Consider the following 17072-nt stretch of genomic DNA (forward strand, 5'->3'; position numbering starts at 1 on the left):
AGGGGGAGTTCGAACGGATCCCGTAGGGGTTGCGAGCGCCCCCTGCGGGGCCACAACCGGCTGGGGCCGGGCGGTATTCCCGTATTCCCGTACGGCCGACCTCATGTACGCCACGTACATCACGTACGCCACGTACGCGCCACGTCAGGTGTCGCATTCGAGCACGGTCTTGCACAGCCCGCAGCGTGCCCGCAGCCGGCCGCGGACCGGGACCCGGATCCGCTGATGGCAGACCGGACAGGGAAACAACACCCGCAAGGGGGACGGGCCTTCGAACGCATAGCCGTCGCCCGCCGCGCCGGACGGCCGGCGGCCGGCCCGCCGCGGATCCCGTGCCGCCCGGCGGTCCTTGGCGTAACGGAGCCGGGCGGCCCAGCCCGCGGCGGCGAGCGGTGGCCGGCGCGCGTCCCGGCGGGCTCGCGCCGCGCCCGCCGTGTACGCGTCGTACGCCTGCGGGCTGGTGAACCACGGTGCCGGGTCCTCGGCGAAGAACTCGGCCCGTTTGGCCAGCACGTAGCCGAACTCCTCCGGCGTCAGATAGCCGAGCTTCTGCGAGAACGGGCCGTGCTCGCGGTAGGCGTCGAGCAGCAGCCAGCCCGCGCCGAGGTAGGCCGTCGCCGTGTCGGTGAGGATCTCGTTGTCGCGGGTGCCGGGGAAGGACAGGTCCAGGCGGTGCAGGCAGACGTGCATCACCTCATGGGCCAGCGCGGCGCCGATGTCCTTGCGGTGCTTCCGGAACCGGTCGTTGAGCTCGATGAAGTACTCGGGTCCCGCGGTGAGTTCGACATTCGCCGCGTGCTCCATCTCGCGGAAGGTCACCACCATCCGCGCGTCCGGCAGATGCAGCTGCCGGACCAGGGCACGGGCCACCCGCTGGGCGCCCAGATGCAGGTCCTCGGAGTCGTCGAAGGCCACGTCGACCGGTGGAACGCTGGTGGCGAAGGTGCTCACCGTGTCGTACGACAGGCGCTTGAACACGGCGTGGACGGCCGCGTTCACCGTGTCGAGATGGGGAAACCCGTGTTCGATAGCGCTGTCGCCCGTGGTCACCCGGCCACTGTACGACCGTCCGGGAAGGCGCGGTATTCATCGTATGGGCTCTATGGGCTCTATGGGCTCTATGGGCTCTATGTGCCGTATCGGCCGAGGGGCGAGCCGTACGGGCCGGGGAGGAGCCGTGTGGGCCGCGGAGGCAGTCGTACGGGCCGCGGGGAGAGCCGTACGGGCTGTGGGGAGAACTCGTACGGGCCGTGGGGAGAACACGTACGGGCTATGGAATGACCGGGAGTTGGCCGGACGCACCCTTGTCACTCTGATCGCCCACTCCACATAATCCAAGGGCGCACCACGGGCTCATCCCCACTGGGTCCGGACGTCCAGCGGCGTGCTGTCGTCCTCCACGCACCTTCTTCGACGGCCACGTCCGGCTCCGGTGTTGGCATGGGCTCGTCACAACGTGCAACCCCCCACGAAAGGAAGCCCGTTGCGCGACTACCGGAACCTCCTCAGAAGAACCACCGCCCTCGGCGCGGTCGCTCTGGCAGCCTTCAGCCTCCAGGCCGGCTCGGCCTCCGCCGCCCCCGCTCCCGACCCCTCCGGCTCCGTTCACACCAAGGTCGTCGGCGGAGTCCCGGCCGACCAGGGTGAATTCCCGTTCATGGTGCGGCTGTCGATGGGCTGCGGCGGTGCGCTCTACACCAAGAACATCGTGCTCACCGCGGCGCACTGCGTCGACGGAAGCGGACCCAACACCTCCATCACGGCCACCGCGGGCGTGGTGGACCTCGAGGATTCAAGCGCCGTCAAGGTCAAGTCCACCGAGGTCCTGCAGGCCCCCGGTTATGACGGCAAGGGCAAGGACTGGGCACTGATCAAGCTGGCCCAGCCGATAGAGCAACCCACGCTGAAGATCGCCGAGGACGACAAGTTCAACAACGGCGACTTCACCATCGCCGGCTGGGGCGCCGACAAGGAAGGCGGCGACCAACAGCGCTACCTCCTCAAGGCGAATGTGCCGTTCGTCGACGACGCCGCCTGCAAGCAGGCCTACGGCGACCAGCTGACGCCGGGCGACGAGATCTGCGCCGGCAAGCTGGACACCGGCGGCGTCGACACCTGCCAGGGCGACTCCGGCGGCCCGATGTTCCGCAAGGACGAGGCCGACCAGTGGATCCAGGTGGGCATCGTCTCCTGGGGCGAGGGCTGCGCACGGCCCGGCAAGCCCGGTGTCTACAGCGAGGTGAGCGCCTTCGCCGCGGACATCAAGAAGGCGGCGGACCAGCTGGGCGGCTGACCGGCGGATACGGCTGGCAGGTACGGCCGGCAGCTGATGCCGGCAGGTACAGCCGGCAGGTACAAGTAGGTACAGCCAGTAGGTACGACCATCAGGGATGACCGGCAGGATGCAGGGATGACCGAAGGGCCCGGGGGATGTTCCCCGGGCCCTTCGCAGGTGACTTTCGTCCCCCGTGGTCCGGACGATCGTCCGACCGGGCCGGGGACCAAGCTCACCCTCCGGGCCGGACCTTGTGCCATAAGCGATGGTCGTACGGCCTATGGGCCGCGCCTTGACCACTCCCTAGCGTGAACCGTATGTGCCCCCAGTCACACACCCGGCCCCGGCGCGCGACCGCGACCACCGCGCCACGACCGGACCGGAGAGGTCCGGAGAGACCTGACGGGACCAGAGACCTGACGGGACCGGAGACCTGACGGGACCGGAGAGAGCCGGAGAGAGCCGGGGAGAGTCGGAGAGAGGAGGCGGACATGCCGATCAGCGTGGTCATCGCGGACGACCAGGAGATGGTCCGGACGGGGTTCCGGATGATCCTGGAGAGCCAGGACGACATCGAGGTCCTCGACGACGTTGTCGACGGCCAGGCCGCTCTCGAAGCCGTCGACCGGCTGCACCCCGACGTGCTGCTGCTGGACATCCGCATGCCCAAGGTCGACGGCCTGGAGGTCACCCGCCGGCTCACCGCGCGCGCCGCCGCCCACCCCGAGTCCGGGCAGCGCACCCGCGTCGTCATCGTCACCACCTTCGACCTCGACGAATACGTCCACGCCGGGCTGTACGGCGGCGCCTCCGGCTTCCTCCTCAAGGACGCCAGCCCGGCCATGCTCGTCGAGGCCGTCCGGGCCGCCTCCGTCGGCGACTCGCTCGTCTCACCCGCGATCACCGTCCGGCTGCTGCGCGAGATGGCGCCCGCGGTCGGCTGCGGCGGACCGGACCGCACTCCCTCCGAGCCGCTCACCGAACGCGAACAGGACGTCGTACGGGCACTGGCACGCGGCCGCACCAACGCCGAGATCGCCGACGAGCTGTATGTCTCGCTGTCCACGGTCAAGTCCCACCTGGCGAATGTGCAGGGCAAGCTGGAGGCCCGTAACCGCGTCGAGATCGCCGCCTGGGCCTGGGAGAGCGGTCTCGCCTCGGGGAGAACGTGAGCGGGCGAAGCGAGCCGCGGGCATGAGCCCGATGGCCGGGTGGGCGCGCAGCCACCCGCGGAGAGCCGTCGCCGCCAAGGCAGCCCTGGCGGCGGTTCTGCTGTTCCTGGTCGGCGTGGAGACCGTGGTGCTGGCCCGCCAGCCCACCCACCCGCACGCGATCGTGGTGGCCACCGCCGTCGTCGTCTGCCTGTGCGCGGTGCCGTACGCCCGGATCCCGCTGACCGTACGGAGCCGGGCCGCGGCCGTCGTCTCGCTCACCTCCTCCACGGTGCTGATCGCCGGGCAGCACGCCCTGAAGGTGTGGGGCCTGGGCGAGGGCATCGCCCTGCTGGTCCTGCTCACCGCCGTGGTGCACCGCGCACCCGCCCGTACCGCCGCCTTCCTCGGCCCGATGCTCGGACTGTCCTGCGTCCTCGCCCCGATGCGGGACGTGCGGCCGGGCCTGTTCGCTGTCGTCTACGGCGTACTCACCGTGGTCGTCGCCGCCTACTCGATGATCCTGCGCTGGCAGGACGCCCAGCGGCTGCGCGACCTCGCCGCCGTACGAGCCGCCGAGCGGCTGGAACTCGCGCGTGAGCTGCACGACCTGGTCGCCCACCATGTCACCGGCATCGTCGTCCAGGCCCGCGCGGCCCGCTTCACCGCGCTCGACGGAGCCCGGGCGGACGCCACCTTCGAACGGATCGAGGCCTCCGGCGGCGAGGCGCTCGGCGCGATGCGCCGGCTGGTACGGGTGCTGCGCGAGAACGGCGCCCAGACCCAGCCGCTCGCCGGGCTCGCGGAGGTCCGCGCGCTGACCGACGCCTTCGCCCGCACCGGACCGCCGGTCGTGCTCTCCGTCGACAGCGCCACGGCGGACACCCTGCCCGCCGATCTGGCCGCCGCCGTCTACCGCATCGTGCGCGAGGCGCTCACCAATATCCGCAAGCACGCCGCGGACGCCACTGCCGTACGCGTCGGCCTGCGGGCCGTACCCGGCGGCGTGGAACTGCGCGTCGCCGACGACGGCGGAGCCCCGGCCCGCCTCTGCGAACCGGCCGCTGCCGGGGCTACCTGCCGGCCGGAGGCCGGGGGAGGCTTCGGCCTGGCCGGTCTCACGGAACGGGCCGTGGCGCTGGGCGGCCGGCTCACGGCCGGCCCCGCCGCCGAGGGAGGCTGGGAACTGACCGCCGTCCTGCCACTCGACGACGCGCCCTGACCGACGCGCTCTGACCGACGCGCTCTGACTGGTGCGCTCTGACCCACGCGCCATGACCGGTGCGCTCTGACTGGTGCGCCCTGACCCACGCGCCATGACCGGTGCGCCCCGGCCGGTGCGCTCTGACCCACGCGCCTTGACCGACCCGCCCTGACCCACGCGCCCGGCGCCACCCCGCGCACATCTGTCCAACACCTCCACCCCCTTTGTCCATGGGCGCGCGCCCCGCCCCCACAGCACGCTGTCCGCCAACAGCCAGTCAGTGCGGGCCCGCACACAGCCATGAAGGCACGACGGCCCGAAGGCACGACGGCCCGAGGGCACGGCCGCCCGAAGGCCCGTAGGGGAGGACAGCGCGTGAACGAAGAGACAGGTGCCCGGCGCGGGCCCAGCCGGAGAACGGTCGTCGCCGCCACCGCGCTCGCCCCGCTCACCGCCGCCCTCCCGCCCCTCGCGCAGCACCCCGCGGCGGCCGCACCACGGCCCGGCGAGGCCGTAGCGCGACCCGGCGACGCGGTACCGAGACCCGGCGACGGCGAGGCGGTGCTGCGCTCCGACGCGCTGGAGGTGAGGGTCGACACCGCCTTCCCCCGCATCGTCTCGTACACCGACCGCGGCACCGGCGCCGTCCTGCACGCGCAGGACACCCCCGTCACCCAGGTCCTCGTCGACGGCACCGCCCACACCCCGGACGTCACCCACCACGCCCGCGCCGACCATGCCACCTACACTCTCCGCTTCGACGGCGGCACCACGCTCACCGTCGAGATCGCCGTCCAGGACTGGCGCACCACCTGGCGGGTCAGCTCCCTCACCGACACCCCGGCGCTGCGCATCGGCACCCTGGACATCCCCGGCCTCGCCCTGCTGAGCGTACGCAGCGACCAGCCCGGCGCCGCCCTGCTGGCCGCCCGGATCGACCTCGACAAGTCGCGCAGCGGCGACACCCTGGTGACGGTCACCGATGACACCCCCGCCGACGCCGCACCCGCCGGCTGCGCCTACGCCGTCGTCGCCACCGGCGAACTGGCCGCCGGCATCGAGACCAACACCGTCCACGACACCCCCACCGGCGCCACCGCCTGGGAGAACGGCCGGCTGTGGCGGCAGACCGTCCGGGGCGACGGCTTCGTCAAGGCCCAGCTCGTCCCCGGCCAGTGGACCCACCGGGCCGCCGGAGCGCCGTCGGACGTCACCGAACCGCTGCCCCGCGCCACCGTCATCGTCACCCGCGACCGCAACGGCGACGGCACCGCCGACTGGCAGGACGCCGCCATCGCCCTGCGCGACATCATGACGATGCCGCTCGGCGCCGACGAACAGCACCTCAGGGTCGTCCCGCACATCCCGTTCAACTTCGCCAGCCAGGCCACCAACCCGTTCCTCACCACGCTCGACAACGTCAAACGGATCGCCCTGGCCACCGACGGGCTACGGCAGTTCACCCTGCTCAAGGGCTACCAGTCCGAAGGCCACGACTCCGCCCACCCCGACTACGGAGGCAACTACAACCAGCGGGCCGGCGGCCTCGCCGACCTCAACACCCTGGTCCGCGCCGGGAAGAAGTGGAACAGCGACTTCGCGGTCCACGTCAACGCCACCGAGTCCTACCCCGTCGCGCACGCCTTCTCCGAGGAACTCGTCGACAAGCACGACAAACAGTGGGACTGGCTCGACCAGTCCTACCGCATCGACGCCCGCCGCGACCTGCTGTCCGGCGACATCGCCGCCCGCTTCGCGCAGCTGCGCCGCGAGACCGACCCGGCCCTGAACACCCTCTACCTCGACGTCTTCCGCGAGTCCGGCTGGAACTCCGACCGCCTCCAACGCCATCTGCGCGACCAGGGCTGGATGGTCACCACCGAATGGGGCCACGGTCTGGAACGCTCCGCCCTCTGGTCGCACTGGGCCACCGAGACCGACTACGGACCCGACACCTCCCGCGGCATCAACTCCCGGCTGATCCGCTTCCTCCGCAATCACCACAAGGACGTCTTCGCCGACAAGTGGCCGACGCTGCTGGGCGCCCCGCGGATGGGCAACTTCGAGGGCTGGACCGGCAAGACCGACTGGCCCGCCTTCTACCGGGGCATCTGGACCGACGCCCTGCCCGCCAAGTACCTCCAGGCGTACCCCATCAAGACCTGGGGCCCGCACGAGATCACCTTCGAAGGCCCCTCCAAGACGTCGGTGAGCGATGCCGAGGGCACCCGCAGGATCACCACCGACGGCCGCCTCGTCTACGACAACGGCACCTACCTGCTCCCCTGGGAACCGCGCCGGGCCACCGACCCCGACAAGCTCTACCACTACAACCCCCAGGGCGGGACGACGCGTTGGGACCTGCCCCGCGGCTGGTCGTCCGCCGCCACCGTCCACGCCTACCGGCTCACCGACCAGGGCCGCGCCGAGGAGACCCGCATCCCGGTCAGCGGCGGCCGGATCACCCTCACCGCGCGGCCCGGCACCGCCTACGTCCTCTACCGCGACAAGGCCCCCGCCCAGCCCGACCCCGACTGGGGCGAAGGCACCCCCCTGACCGACCCCGGCTTCCACTCCGGCAGCCTCGACGCCTGGCAGGCCACCGGCCCCGCCTCCGTCCAACTGTCCCCGCGCGGCGACTACGAGCTGGTCATCGGTCCCGGCGGTGCCGCCACCGTCGCCCAGAGACTCACCCGGCTCGCCCCCGGCAGTTACGCCGCCTCCGTCCAGATCGAGGTGGGCGCCAGGGCGGGGGAGCGGCGCCGGGCCGGCCTGCGGATCCGCACCGCCGACGGTGTCACCGCCACCAACTGGACCGACACCTCCACCGCCGGCAACTACGTGGCCGCGGACCGCAAAGCCGGCACCCGCTTCCAGCGCCTGTTCACCTGCTTCACCGTCCCCGACGGCGGTGGCCCCGTCACCCTCGCCCTCACCGCCGCGCCCGGCCGGGCCCGGGTCCGCTTCGACAACGTCCGCGTCGTACGCTCCGAACCCACCGCCAAGAAGGGCACCCTCGCCTACGAGGACTTCGAGCACGTCCCCCAGGGCTGGGGCGTCTTCGTCAAGGGCGACGCCGGCGGCAGCACCGACCCGCGCACCCACCTCGCCCAGCGGCACGCCCCGTACACCCAGCGCGGCTGGAACGGCAAGGCGATCGACGACGTCCTCGACGGCGGCAACGCCCTCAAGTCACGCGGGGAGAACACCGGGCTCGTCTACCGCACCGTCCCGCACACCGTCCGCTTCACCGCCGGCCGCCGCTACCGCGTCACCTTCCGCTACGAGAACGAGACCGCCGGCCAGTACGCCTGGATCACCGCCGTCGACGAGTCCGCCGCCCGCGAACTGACCCGCACCCCGCTCCCCGTCGCCACCCGGCCCGCCACGCACACCTACACCTTCACCGCACCCGCCACGGGCGAGGCCTGGGTCGGACTGCGCAAGGTGGGCGACGACAGCACGGCCGAGTTCGTCCTCGACACCTTCGAGGTGCGGGAGGCGGACGAGGAAGCGCCCTAGACAGCCCCGGGCGGCAGTGAGCGGGCCGTGGGGGCGGGGTCGGCGCGCCCCCACGGCCACCACCCTGGGCTTCGGCGGCCGGCGGAGTCACAGGCTTCTCGAAGTCACAGGCTTCTCATCGATCACCCTGGCTTGCCCCTGGCGGTCTGACGGGCCATGGACAAAGATCGGGCGTCGAGGGGGCGGGGCGTACCGCACCACCCACGTACCGACGGGAGGCCCGGGCGTGTACCACACCTGGATGCGGTACTTCACTCCGAGCCCGGTGCACCACCGGCTCGGCCTGGTCTGCCTGGGCGTCGGTCTCCAGCACGGCACCCTGCCCACCGTCGGCCCGCGCACCCTCGACCACCATGTCGCCCTCGTCATCAGCGCCGGCCGCGGCTGGCTCACCGCCCCCGACGGCCGCCGCCGCACCGTCACCGCCCCCGCCCTGCTCTGGCTCACCCCCGGCGTCCCCCACCACTACGGCGCCGACCCCGACACCGGCTGGGACGAAAGCTTCGTCGACTTCACCGGCCCCGCCACCGCCACCTACACCGAACTCGGCTACATCGAGCCCGACCGCCCCCTCGTCCCCCTCGACGACACCGGCCCCGCCCGCGCCGCGATCGGACGCATCACCCGCGCCGCCCGCCGCGGCAACCCCCTCCTGGAGGTCGAGACCTCCGCCGCCGTCCACGAACTCCTCGTCGCCCTGCGCCGGGCCCGCGCCGGCACCGATGCCGATGGCGACCCCGTCCTGGCGGCCCTCGCCCGCGACGCCTTCCTGCCCCTCTCCATCGCCGAACACGCCGCCCGGCACGGCATGACCCCCGCCGAACTCCGCACCGCCGTACGCCGCGGCGCCGGCTGCAGCCCCAAGGACTACCTCCTCGGCATCCGCCTCGGCCGCGCCAAAGAACTCCTGGCGGGCACCGAACTCCCGGTCGCCGCCGTGGCCCGCCGCGTCGGCTACCACGACCCCGCCTACTTCAGCCGCCTGTTCACCCGCCGCGTCGGCACCGCCCCCGCCCGCTTCCGCCACCGGCAGGCCCGCAGCGTCCCCGGCGGCTGGTCCACCCGGATCCCCGAGCCGGACGACCCACCGTTGATCACCGGGCCCGGTGGCTGACCGGGCCGCCCGCAATCCCGATGCACCGCCCGCACCCCGTACGGCAGCATGACCCCATGCCCGAACTGCAGCGCGACGAGGCGCAAACCCGAGCCCGGCTGATCGACGTCCACCGCTACGAGGTCCACCTCGACCTCACGCACGGCGAGGAGCATTTCGCCTCCCGCACGGCCATCCACTTCACCGCGCGCACCAGCGGCGACACCTTCGTCGAGCTCAAGCCCGCCACCCTGCACTCCGCCACCCTCGACGGCCACCCCCTCGACCCGGCGACCCTGGACGGCAACCGGCTGCCCCTGACGCACCTCACCGCAGGCGAGCACGTACTCCACGTCCACGCCACCATGCGCTACTCCCGCACCGGCGAAGGCATGCACCGCTTCACCGACCCCGCCGACGGCCGGGTGTACGTGTACACGCAGTGCGGCCCCTCCGACGCCCCCCGCGTCTTCGCCGCCTTCGACCAGCCCGACCTCAAAGCCGTCTTCGCCCTCGACATCACGGCCCCCGACGACTGGACCGTCCTCGCCAACGGCACCACCGAACACCTGGGGGAGGGCCACTGGCGAGCCGCCCCCACACCCCCCATCCCCGCCTACCTCGTCGCCGTCGCCGCCGGCCCCTGGCACTCCGTACGCACCGAGCACGCCGGCCTGCCCTTCGGCCTCCACTGCCGCCGCTCCCTCGCCCCCCACCTCGACGCCGACACCGAAGAGATCCTCGACCTCACCCGCCGCTGCTTCGACCGCTACCACGAGATCTTCGAGGAGCCCTACCCCTTCGACTCCTACGACCAGGCATTCGTCCCCGAGTTCAACTGGGGCGCCATGGAGAACCCCGGCCTGGTCACCTTCCGAGACGAATTCATCTACCGCTCCGCCGTCACCGACACCGAACGCCAGACCCGCGGCATGGTCATCGCCCACGAAATGGCCCATATGTGGTTCGGCGACCTCGTCACCCTCCAATGGTGGGACGACATCTGGCTCAACGAGTCCTTCGCCGAGTACATGGGCTACCAGGTCCTCGCCGAAGCCACCCGCTTCACCGGCACCTGGACCGACTTCGCCGTCGTCCGCAAAGGCTGGGGCTACGACGCCGACCAGCGCCCCTCCACCCACCCCGTCGCCCCCGCCCCCGAAGACGTCCCCGACACCGCCGCCGCCTTCCTCAACTTCGACGGCGTCTCCTACGCCAAGGGCGCCTCCGCACTCCGCCAGCTCGTCGCCTGGCTCGGCACCGAGGACTTCCTCGCCGGCATCAACGACCACTTCGCCCGGCACCGCTTCGGCAACGCCACCCTCGCCGACTTCATCGACTCCCTCGCCCGCCACACCGACCGCGACGTCCACACCTGGGCCGGGCAATGGCTGCGCACGACGGGCGTGGACACCCTCACCCCGGACGTCACCCACGACGGGACGCACTGGCACCTCGGCATCCAGCACCAGGGCAGCCCGGGTGCCGTCGTCCCCACGAGCGTCCCCGCGAACGGCCACCCGGACGACACCCCGGCCGGGCCCGGACGCTCCCTCGGCCACCTCGTACCCGGCGGCGGCAGCCGGCCGCACCGCATCGCCATCGGCCTGTACGACCACAACCCGGACGACCCGGCACAACTCGTACTGCGCGAGCGCCTGGAGGCGGACATCCCGCACACCGGCAACCTCGGCATCAGTTCCGCCGGCCCCCGCCCCGCCCTCACCCTCCTCAACGACCACGACCTCACCTACGCCAAGGTCCGCCTCGATCCCCACTCCTGGCAGACCGCCCGGACGTCCCTGTCCGGCCTCCCCGACCCCCTCACCCGCGCCGTCGTCTGGAACGCCGCCCGCGACATGGTCCGCGACGGCGAACTAGCCCCCACCGCCTACCTCGACGCCGCCCGCACTCACCTCCCGCACGAAACCGACCTCGCCATCCTCCAGGGCGTCCTCACCTTCGCCCGCACCCAGATCGCCGACCGCTACCTCCCAGCGTCCCTACGCCACACCGCCCTCACCACCCTCACCGCCCTCAGCCGCGACATACTCCGCCGCACCGAAGGCCCCGACAGCGGCGCCCCCACCGGCCGCCGCCTCATCGCCGTACGCGCCTTCATCGACAGCGCCACCACCCCCGACGCCCTCCAGGCCTGGCTCGACGACGGCAGCGTCCCCGGCGGCCCCCACCTCGACCCCGAACTCCGCTGGCGCATCCTCGGCCGCCTCGCCACACTCGGCGCTACCCCCCTCGACACCCTCCGCACCGCCATCGACGCCGAACTCATCCGCGACCCCAGCGCCACCGGCCGCGAAGGCGCCGCCCGCTGCCGCGCCGCCCTCCCCGACCCGTCCGCCAAACAAGCCGCCTGGGACGCCCTGTTCACCACCGACGAGCACGAAACCCTCTCCAACTACCTCTTCACCGCCACCGCCACCGGCTTCTGGGCACCCGAACACCACGCACTGCTCCGCCCCTACGTCGCCCGCTACTTCACCGACATCCCCGCCCTCGCCGCCGCCCGCGGACCCGCCCTCACCGACGCCGCCGGCCGTTACGCCTTCCCCGCGGTCTTCGTCGAGCCGGAGACCCTCCGCCTCGGCGAAACCTGCCTCGCCGACCCCGGCCTCACCCCCACCCTCCGCCGCAAACTCACCGACCAACTCGACGACCTGCGGCGCGCGTTGAAGGTGCAGACCGCCGCCGGCACAGAGCCCGGGGAGGCGTCCAAGGGGGAGTAACACACCACCGCACGGACAGTGCCGCCGGACCGGCAGCCGGCGGCACCCGAACACCTGCGATGCGCCCGTACCACTTACGGGTGGTATGACCGCAACCCATAGGTGCACCACGTACCGGGACAGTAACTTAGGGCCGCCTCACGTCTCGTCCGCACGGGAACCGCCCCGGCGACGCGGACCGGGCTGTCCGAAAACTCCCTGTACGCCCACACAGAAGAGCACACCCATGCCTGTGCCCCCTGCCGGCACCGCCCTCGCAGGCGGCACCCACGGCCCCCGCGCACTCCGTCCCCTCCTCGACACCGTCCTCGACGCCCTCACCACCGGCGCCGAAGACCGCGCCGGCCCCCTCCCGGCCGGCGGCCCCGACGCCGTCGCCCGCGCCGTACACGACGCCTGCCACCCCCTCCTCCCCGACGACGGCACCGGAGCCCACACCGCCCTGCGCACCCTCGTCCACACCCTCGCCGCCGGCGCCGCCGACCCCGCCGACCCCCACTGCGCCGCCCACCTGCACTGCCCGCCCCTCGCCCTGGCCGCCGCCGCCGACCTCGCCGCCGCCGCCCTCAACCCCTCCCTGGACTCCTGGGACCAGGCCCCCGCCGCCTCCGCCCTGGAGTCCCTCGCCGGCCGCGCCCTCGCCGCCCTCGTCTACCCCCATGCCACCGCCCCCGACGCCCTGATCACCACCGGCGGCACCGAGTCCAACCAACTCGGACTCCTCCTCGCCCGCGAAGCCGCCACCACACCGGGCGCCACCCGCCCCCTCCAGGTCATCTGCGGCGCCAACGCCCACCACTCCATCCACCGCTCCGCCTGGCTCCTCGGCCTCCCCGCCCCCCTCACCCTCCCCACCCCCAACGGCATCCTCACCCCCGACACCCTCCACACCTGCCTCACCAACCTCCCCCCGCACACCGGCCCCCTCCTCGTCACCGCCACCGCAGGCACCACCGACTCCGGCGCCATCGACCCCCTCCCCGCCCTCGCCGACCTCGCCCACCACCACCGCGCCCGCCTCCACATCGACGCCGCCTACGGCGGCCCCCTCCTCTTCAGCGACACCCACACCAAAGCCCTCCAAGGCCTCGACCGCGCCCACACCGTCGCCCTCGACCTCCACAAACTCGGCTGGCAACCCGTCGCCGCCGGCCTCCTCGCCGTCCCCGACCCCACCACCCTCACCCCCCTGACCCACCAAGCCGACTACCTCAACGCCGACGACGACACCGAAGCCGGCCTCCCCGACCTCCTCCACCGCTCACTCCGCACCACCCGCCGCCCCGACATCCTCAAAATCGCCGTCACTCTCAAAGCCCTCGGCCGCCACGGCATCGGCACCCTCGTCGACCGCACCCTCGCCGCCGCCCAGACCCTCGCCGACCTCATCGAGGACCACCCCCGCTACGAACTCCACTCCCGCCCCACCCTCAGCACCGTCCTCTTCCGCCCCACCGGCGCCGACCACACCACCCTCGCCGCCATCCGCCGCACCCTCCTCACCGAAGGCCACGCCGTCCTCGGCCGCGCCACCACCCCCACCGGCCTCTGGCTCAAGGCCACCCTCCTCAACCCCCACACCCAGCCCGGAGACCTCACCACCCTCCTCACCCTCGTGGAAGGCCACACCCCCCGATGACCACCACCCCCGAAAACCCCATCACCCCGTCCGACGAACCCCTCGACCTCGTCGGCATCGGCATCGGCCCCTTCAACCTCTCCCTCGCCGCCCTCGCCCACCCCCTCACCGACCTCCGCACCGCCTTCTACGACCAGCGCCCCGCCTTCCACTGGCACCCCGGCCTCCTCATCGACGGCGCCACCCTCCAAGTCCCCTTCCTCGCCGACCTCGTCACCCTCGCCGACCCCGCCAGCCCCTGGAGCTTCCTCAACTACCTCAAAACCCGCGAACGCCTCTTCCCCTTCTACTTCGCCGAGCGCTTCCACATCCACCGCGCCGAATACGACTCCTACTGCCGCTGGGTCAGCGAGAACCTCCCCGCCCTCCACTTCGGCCACCACATCGACGCCATCCGCTGGAACCCCGAACGCGCCGCCTTCGAAGTCGACTTCACCCAACTCGACGCCGACGGCGAAGCCCAAGCCCTCGGCCGCACCCACGCCCGCCACCTCGTCCTCGGCATCGGCACCGCCCCCCACATCCCCGTCCCCCTCCGCCCCCTCGCCGACGCCCCCACCGTCCCCGTCATCCACTCCGCCGACTACCTCGACCACCGCGAAAGCCTGCTCGCCGCCGACCACCTCACCGTCATCGGCGCCGGCCAGTCAGGCGCCGAAATCTTCCTCGACCAGCTCCGCGCCCGCCCCACCGGCCGCGAAGGCATCCACTGGCTCGCCCGCACCCCCGCCTTCGCCCCCATGGAATACAGCAAACTCGGCCTCGAACACTTCACCCCCGACTACACCCGCTACTTCCACGCCCTCCCCGAACGCGTCCGCGACGCCCTCCTCCCCGGCCAGTGGCAACTCCACAAAGGCATCGACCATGCCACCCTCGCCGCCATCCACGACGAGCTCTACCGCCGCACCCTCGACGGCGGCTGGCCCGACACCACCCTCACCCCCGGCGTCTCCGTACGCACCGCCGGCCGCGTCGGCACCACCAAAGTCGAACTCCACCTCGACCACACCCAGCAAGGCACCCGCTCCCGCCTCGTCACCGACGCCGTCGTCCTCGCCACCGGCTACCGCGAACGCCGCATGGACACCCTCCTCGCCGCCCTCGATCCCTACGTACGCCGCGACGCCCGCGAACGCCCCCGCATCGACGACCAGCACCGCGTCGTCCTCGACCCCACCGTCACCGGCTCCCTCCACGTCCAGAACGCCGAAACCCACACCCACGGCGTGGGCACCCCCGACCTCGGCCTCGCCGCCTGGCGCAGCGCCACCATCCTCAACTCCCTCACCGGTACCACCCCCTACCCCCTCCCCGAACGCACCGCCTTCACCACCTTCGGCCTCCAGCAGCCCACCACCGGCGGCACCCACACCATCCCCCGCCAGGGCTCCAGCCTCCTCCCACGCCACTGATCACGCGGGGGCTTACGACCTTGGGCGCGATTGAGGTTATTGAGGTCGGGGTGTGCTTGCCCGGCGGTTTGGCTGGTGGTGATCAGCAGGCTGCCTGCCGGGCAAGGACGAGTTCGGTGCTTGGCTTGCGGTGGGTGGGGCGTCGGGCGGATCGGTCGGAGACCAAGCACGCGATGGCGAGGTGGGTCTCGGCATATGTGCCGCGACGGCATCCGGCCCGGCCGGACCACTTCGGACAGCAAGGTGCGGCCCTTCCCACGTCACTGGCCGGCAACAGCCCCCGCTATCGCCCCTCAGCCGTAAGGCCGGTACGGCCGGCAGGGGCCGCGGCTTCAGCTGGCAGGCGCCGCGGCTTCAGAGAGTGCCATCTGTGTTCCGGATCATCTGCTGGAGCACCCTCAGGGTGGTGACGTAGTCGGCGTCGTCGATGCCCTGGTGGATGCCGTCACGGATCGCCGGGACGTGCTGCCGGAACGAGGCGCGGGTCTCTTCTCCCCGCTCGGTGATCCGCAGCCGACCCTCGTCGTCGCGGGTGAGCCAGCCTCGTTCCAGGAGGTCCGCGGCCTCGGCCTCCAAGTCGTCCTCGGGCCTGATGTACGTGCGCATCGCCTGTCGGAGTTCGGGGATGGTCATGCCGTGGCCGTCGGGCGAGAGGTCGTTCTTCGACAGGTTGCGCAGCAGCCAGAACTGAGGCTGGGAATAGCCGAGTTCGCGTATCCGGGCTCGGGTGTACGCGATGGTGGCCTCGTAGGCCAGTCGGGTCCAGTAGGCGGCCGGCTGGGCGGCGAGTTCGGCGTCGGTGAGGTGCCGGGTCTGCGGCGACTGCTGCGTCTGCGGACTGGTCACGTGCGTTCCCTTCTCGTGAGTGATCGCTGGTGACAGGACCATAAGAACTCAAGTCGAGTTGAGGTCAAGGTCTGATTCGGCGACACGCACGTGACCGGACAGAGAACGGAAAGCCGGCCTCGCGCTCGGCTCCTGCGTCGTCGGCCACGAGGTAGCCAGCCTGGATATCCGCGAATCGGCACGACTGGTCAATCGCACCCAAGGCCGTTATTGCATGGGGGCGGCGCCGTATTGCATGGGGGCGGCGCCGTAACGGCACGGCCGCCCCGCCCCGCCACGCTTTTCCCACCCATGCCGCCCTGATGTGCGACCCTTCGGCCACCCATACCGAAGGAGCCCCACCATGATCGACCCCCATCACCCCAATCACGACACCCCCATCGAAGACACCCCCGTCGACACCACCCCGGCCCCCGCCCTGCCCTACGGCACCCCCGACGCGCCCCGCCTCGCCGTACGTGGCGAAGCCCGCCTCGAAGTCGCCCCCGAAATCGCCCGCATCACCGTCACCCTCAGCGCCCGCGGCACCCACCGCAACGCCACCCTCACCGACCTCACCCGCCGCAACGAACACGCCCTCACCCTCATCAAGAGCTACGGAGACGCCGTCGAAAAACTCGAAACAGGCGCCTTCAGCCTCACCCCCCAACTCACCGACAAGGGCCGCAACGAACGTATCCGCGCCTACCACGGACGCGTCATCCACACCGCCACCCTCAACGACTTCACCGCCCTCGGCGAACTCACCACCCGCCTCGCCGACCTCGACCTCACCCGTGTCGACGGCCCCTGGTGGGCACTCCGCCCCGACTCACCCGCCCACCGCACCGCCCGCACCCAGGCCGTCCACGACGCCGTCCAACGCGCCCGGGAATACGCCGAAGCCCTCGGTGCCCGCCTCGATGCCCTCCTCGAAATCGCCGACCTCGGAGCCGAGAACCAGGCCTTCGCCCCGCCCCCCGGAATGCGCGGCTTGGCCGGCCGCGCCGCCACCCAGGAATCCGCCCCCGCCCTCGACCTCGAACCCCAGCAGCAAACCGTCCACGCCGCCGTCAACGCACGCTTTACGATGACCCGTCCCGCCCTCTGAGACACGGCGGCCCAAGACTTCCACTGCCTCGGACACCACCGCGCGAGGGCGGAAATCCGCTCATCGGAGCGCCTTCGCGCCCATTCCAATACT

The 17072-nt window shown here is 71.9% G+C and carries 11 protein-coding genes; 9 read left to right on the plus strand and 2 right to left on the minus strand.

Going from position 1 to position 17072, the window contains the following annotated elements; all coding sequences use genetic code 11:
* Window positions 1-144 precede the first annotated feature (144 nt).
* A complete protein-coding gene (locus ACFY12_RS22810; protein WP_390717685.1) occupies window positions 145-1050 on the minus strand; it encodes a hypothetical protein in 906 nt (301 codons plus the stop codon).
* Between the two features lie 433 nt (window positions 1051-1483).
* Between ACFY12_RS22810 and ACFY12_RS22815 the strand changes: the two genes are divergently transcribed.
* The 8 genes from ACFY12_RS22815 (at window position 1484) to ACFY12_RS22850 (ending at window position 15043) form a co-directional block, all read left to right on the plus strand.
* A complete protein-coding gene (locus ACFY12_RS22815) occupies window positions 1484-2293 on the plus strand; it encodes a S1 family peptidase (RefSeq protein WP_390717686.1) in 810 nt (269 codons plus the stop codon).
* 473 nt (window positions 2294-2766) lie between these two features.
* Window positions 2767-3447 carry a response regulator gene (locus ACFY12_RS22820; protein WP_390717687.1) on the plus strand — a complete coding sequence of 227 codons (681 nt, stop codon included), beginning with the start codon at window positions 2767-2769 and terminating at the stop codon, window positions 3445-3447.
* Between the two features lie 31 nt (window positions 3448-3478).
* A complete protein-coding gene (locus ACFY12_RS22825) occupies window positions 3479-4648 on the plus strand; it encodes a sensor histidine kinase (protein WP_390717867.1) in 1170 nt (389 codons plus the stop codon).
* Window positions 4649-5005: 357 nt separating this feature from the next.
* Window positions 5006-8152: an endo-alpha-N-acetylgalactosaminidase family protein gene (locus ACFY12_RS22830; protein ID WP_390717688.1), complete on the plus strand. Its 3147-nt coding sequence runs from the start codon at window positions 5006-5008 to the stop codon at window positions 8150-8152.
* A gap of 226 nt (window positions 8153-8378) precedes the next feature.
* Window positions 8379-9266: a helix-turn-helix domain-containing protein gene (locus tag ACFY12_RS22835; protein WP_390717689.1), complete on the plus strand. Its 888-nt coding sequence runs from the start codon at window positions 8379-8381 to the stop codon at window positions 9264-9266.
* A 56-nt stretch (window positions 9267-9322) separates the two neighbouring features.
* A complete protein-coding gene (gene pepN, locus ACFY12_RS22840) occupies window positions 9323-11989 on the plus strand; it encodes an aminopeptidase N (RefSeq protein ID WP_390717690.1) in 2667 nt (888 codons plus the stop codon).
* Between the two features lie 226 nt (window positions 11990-12215).
* The gene (locus ACFY12_RS22845; RefSeq protein WP_390717691.1) at window positions 12216-13628 is read left to right on the plus strand and encodes a pyridoxal phosphate-dependent decarboxylase family protein; all 1413 of its coding nucleotides are present in this window, start codon (window positions 12216-12218) and stop codon (window positions 13626-13628) included.
* A complete protein-coding gene (locus ACFY12_RS22850; protein WP_390717692.1) occupies window positions 13625-15043 on the plus strand; it encodes a lysine N(6)-hydroxylase/L-ornithine N(5)-oxygenase family protein in 1419 nt (472 codons plus the stop codon). Before ACFY12_RS22845 ends, ACFY12_RS22850 begins: the two co-directional genes overlap by 4 nt.
* A gap of 354 nt (window positions 15044-15397) precedes the next feature.
* Here the strand turns inward: ACFY12_RS22850 and ACFY12_RS22855 are convergent, their stop codons facing one another.
* Window positions 15398-15889: a MarR family transcriptional regulator gene (locus tag ACFY12_RS22855; protein WP_390717693.1), complete on the minus strand. Its 492-nt coding sequence runs from the start codon at window positions 15887-15889 to the stop codon at window positions 15398-15400.
* A gap of 343 nt (window positions 15890-16232) precedes the next feature.
* On the opposite strand from ACFY12_RS22855, the gene ACFY12_RS22860 reads away from it, so the two are divergent.
* Complete coding sequence (locus ACFY12_RS22860; protein ID WP_390717694.1) at window positions 16233-16979, plus strand: SIMPL domain-containing protein; 747 nt, start codon at window positions 16233-16235, stop codon at window positions 16977-16979.
* Window positions 16980-17072 lie beyond the last annotated feature (93 nt).

Source organism: Streptomyces sp. NPDC001339 (assembly GCF_042895955.1).
Classification (GTDB): domain Bacteria; phylum Actinomycetota; class Actinomycetes; order Streptomycetales; family Streptomycetaceae; genus Streptomyces.

Excerpts from the sequence above, each read along its gene's own strand:
- ACFY12_RS22845 (WP_390717691.1), top strand. The coding sequence starts at position 12,216 with ATGCCTGTGCCCCCTGCCGGCACCGCCCTCGCAGGCGGCACCCACGGC.
- ACFY12_RS22860 (WP_390717694.1), top strand. The coding sequence starts at position 16,233 with ATGATCGACCCCCATCACCCCAATCACGACACCCCCATCGAAGACACC.
- ACFY12_RS22820 (WP_390717687.1), top strand. The coding sequence starts at position 2,767 with ATGCCGATCAGCGTGGTCATCGCGGACGACCAGGAGATGGTCCGGACG.
- pepN (WP_390717690.1), top strand. The coding sequence starts at position 9,323 with ATGCCCGAACTGCAGCGCGACGAGGCGCAAACCCGAGCCCGGCTGATC.
- ACFY12_RS22850 (WP_390717692.1), top strand. The coding sequence starts at position 13,625 with ATGACCACCACCCCCGAAAACCCCATCACCCCGTCCGACGAACCCCTC.
- ACFY12_RS22825 (WP_390717867.1), top strand. The coding sequence starts at position 3,479 with ATGGCCGGGTGGGCGCGCAGCCACCCGCGGAGAGCCGTCGCCGCCAAG.